The sequence below is a fragment of the Bacillota bacterium genome (assembly GCA_040754675.1).
Classification (GTDB): Bacteria; Bacillota; Limnochordia; order Limnochordales; family Geochordaceae; genus Geochorda.
Genome location: JBFMCJ010000518.1, coordinates 1 through 2,813, shown reverse-complemented (window position 1 = coordinate 2,813; position 2,813 = coordinate 1). Strand labels below are relative to the sequence as shown.

The window sequence follows — 2,813 nt, the reverse complement described above, 5'->3', positions numbered from 1 at the left end:
ATTCTCGTCTCCATGTGCCTCGAGAAGACACTGAAACTGTCTCGCGTCATCACCACCAGACACCTTAGCCAACCTGCCCTTTTCGAACTCGAGGACCACGGGTTCGCGAAGCGATCCCACGCCAGCGATCGAGGAGTCAACCACAAGCTTACCTTCAGCCGTCCCCTCTACCACGGCCACGGCCGCTTCTCCATCCGGAAAACAACAAATGCTTCCCGGGCGGAAAACACCGTCAAGACGGAAGGCAGATCTGCCCTCCACAGACAACCTGAGATGGCAACCACCAGGTGTCTCCACCCGAACCATCCGAGCTTCGGTGAGGACCCTGGCCACAGCCTCAGTGATTCTGCCCACCAAAGCATAGTCCGCGGTGGCCGCACCGTGTAACATGGTGTCCACGCTGATTCCAGGCAGTCCCACATACTTCACACCCGCGCGCAACGCCGACCGCACTGCTGCCGTATGGGCCATGGAGGTGCTACAGGCCAGCAGCATCAGGTCCGCCCCGCGCAGGGCGCTGGCAGCAACCCCGGGGGGTTCGTGGCCACTGGCATGGCGCGGCGTGAACATCACAATGGTCGGCTCCATCCCCATCGCAACGGCCGCCGCTGCCAGCGCCTCAATCACGGGTGTGTCCACGGCGGTATCCGTGACAATCGCTACCTCACGGACACCTTCCGCGTTAAGAGCAAGAGGGACGCAGGCCGACCGAACCAACTGCATCATCGGCGACACCACATATCATCTCCGGTTATGCTTGCCTTGCCTGGCCCATCTCCCCAGCGTCGTCAAACCCTGAGTGCTCCGCGGTCCAGAATTACGCGGCCGTCAAGCTCAACTACCGGGGCACGTATCATCATGTCAAGGTGGAGGGACGTCCGAACCTTCCCCCCAAATGCGGCACTCGTCCCTACAGCGATATGAACTGTCCCGAGTGAACCCTCGTCCTCGACCATCACACCCACGAGGCGCCCCTTGGGGTTCAACCCTATCCCCAACTCGGCGATGTTGTACACCTCGGGATCGCGTTGGCTCTCCAGCAGTTCACGGAACACCCGAGCCTGCTCCCCACCTGAGATCTCAGTCACCCTGCCCTGTTTAACCACTACCCGGATGGGGTCCCTGATGAGCCCGATTTCCGGAACAGGGATGCTGCCGTCCACGACGATGACACCTTCTGAAGTCCCCTCAACCGGAGTGATGCGCGCCTCCACATCAGGGGGAGTCCCGAACTCACCAGGATTGTGGATGAGGCCCGTCAGTGCTGCCCCCTGCCGCCCTTCCAGCCCAAGCCGGATGTCGGTCCCCAGGTCGGTGTACACCCTCGCCTCCTTCGCCGCGGTGAGCATCTCCGCTACCTTGCGGACCAGGCGTGCCTGGGCCTCGAAATCCACATCAATTGCACCCCCTATGAGCGTGCTCTCCTCATAAGAGGGCATATTGACCACCCGGGCCCCGGCCTTGGTGGCTTCCACGCGCGCCTTCGTGTGAGCTATCGACCACGTGGTCGGCGCGAAGATGACGTCGGCCTCGCGCATCGCGGCCGCAACGTGCTTGGGGATTTCTTCGTTGTGCATCCGTCGCGGTATCATGATGCTAACTACGACCTCAGCTCCCACGGCGTGGCAAGCTGCAGCAACTGCCTCAGCGAGGGACAGCTTATTATAATCTGTCACCACCAGGGCCTTCTCTCCCGGCTTGACACCGCCGCAGATTTCTACGAGCTTTCGGGCGTTCTTCAGAAGCTGGACTGATTTCATGACTGGCAACCCTCCCCCTGATGGTACGGCTACTTCCGAAGGCCAAGCTTCTCGGCAATCGCAACGCCAGTCTCGTAATATTCCTTCAGGAACTTCTGGAAATCGGCTTGGTTCAAGAAGGCCGCAGTTGCACCTGCCTTTTCCATCTCCTTCTGGAACCCCGGATCGGCGCACACCTTTTGAACGGCTTCCTCCCATGCCTTAACCACATCTGCAGGAAGCCCAGGGGGCCCGCTGATTCCGTTCCACCCGACCAGTGTCACTCCAGGGAACCCTGCCTCTTTGGTCGTGGGCACGTTCGGAAGCTGAGGCGCCCGCTCGGGTGTCGTGACAGCAAGTGCCTTGATTTTGCCAGCCTCAATCATGGCTACGACTTCGCTCAGGTTTTGAGCCGCCAAGTGGACGTGACCCCCCGCCACAGCCGTGACCACGGCTGCCCCACCCCCGAGCACTACCCGGGTGAGCTTCGTCGGGTCTATCCCTGAATCCTGACACAATTGGGCTATGGCAAAAGTCGACGGACCCCCGGCACCCGATGTCCCGTAATTATACTTCGTCGGATCTGCCTTCAACTCGTTGACAACATCCTGTAAGCCGTTCCACTTGGAATCTCCCTTGACGATGAACACCAAGGGGTTGACGTTGATGCGACATACGTGGGTGAGTTGATCCCACTTGTACGGCAAGTTGGGGTCAACAGCAGGGTTCAAGCTGCCCGTACTGGTTACGTTAACCAACATCTTGTATCCGTCAGGAGCGGCACCTACCACCTCCATCACGCCGACCGTGCCACTACCACCTGGCTTGTTGACCACGGTCACCGTCTGCCCCCACATCTCCTGCAGACGCAGCGCCAGAGGCCTAGCGACGACATCGGTTGCGCCACCCGGGGCAAAGGGGACTATGAGTTCGATCGGCTTGGACGGATACTTGCTCTTCACCTGCTGCCCTTTGCAACCAAGGGTATTAACGGCTAGCAGAATACCGATGAGCAGCACCACCAGCATTCCCAAGCGCTTCCTCAGCATAAACTCCGTTCCTCCTTTCAAGCTT

The 2,813-nt window shown here is 59.9% G+C and carries 3 protein-coding genes; all 3 read right to left on the bottom strand.

Features of this window, described 5'->3' with window-relative positions:
- On the bottom strand, positions 1–726 hold a 726-nt coding region (locus tag AB1609_20055), incomplete at its 3' end, for a hypothetical protein (protein MEW6048737.1).
- 62 nt (positions 727–788) lie between these two features.
- The gene (locus AB1609_20050) at positions 789–1,760 is read right to left on the bottom strand and encodes a leucyl aminopeptidase (protein ID MEW6048736.1); all 972 of its coding nucleotides are present in this window, start codon (positions 1,758–1,760) and stop codon (positions 789–791) included.
- A 29-nt stretch (positions 1,761–1,789) separates the two neighbouring features.
- On the bottom strand, positions 1,790–2,813 hold a 1,024-nt coding region (locus AB1609_20045; protein MEW6048735.1), incomplete at its 5' end, for a tripartite tricarboxylate transporter substrate binding protein.

Excerpts from the sequence above, each read along its gene's own strand:
- AB1609_20050 (MEW6048736.1), bottom strand. The coding sequence starts at position 1,760 with ATGAAATCAGTCCAGCTTCTGAAGAACGCCCGAAAGCTCGTAGAAATC.